We start from the raw sequence: 267 nt of genomic DNA, 5'->3' as shown, positions 1-267 counted from the left end.
AGCGGCGCAGCCGCTTCCTTCGCCTTGGTGGTCACGGACACGATGCGGGCGGGTTGGCCGCTCACGGCGGCCGCGATGCCCTCGGCGTGCTCCTTGTTGCTGAAACTGCAAATGGACGCCTCGCGCAAGTTCGGCTTCAAGCCGGACCAGGTGAAGGACATTACGCAGGCCCTGCGCGAGAAGCACAAGCTCATCACCTACAACCGTTCCGACTGCGAATACTTGAGCGAGGAACAGCACGGCGATGCGCCGGGCGTGCTGGCGGCC

1 protein-coding gene is annotated in these 267 nt (G+C 65.2%); it reads left to right on the top strand.

What is annotated here, in order from left to right; all coding sequences use genetic code 11:
* Nucleotides 1-42 precede the first annotated feature (42 nt).
* On the top strand, nt 43-267 hold a 225-nt coding region (locus tag AC0L3J_RS38110; RefSeq protein WP_473350573.1), incomplete at its 3' end, for a DNA topoisomerase.

It is taken from the genome of Bradyrhizobium sp. Kon37 (assembly GCF_055807535.1).
Note: the sequence above shows the minus strand (reverse complement) of the source record. Positions and strands in the feature narration are given on the sequence as shown.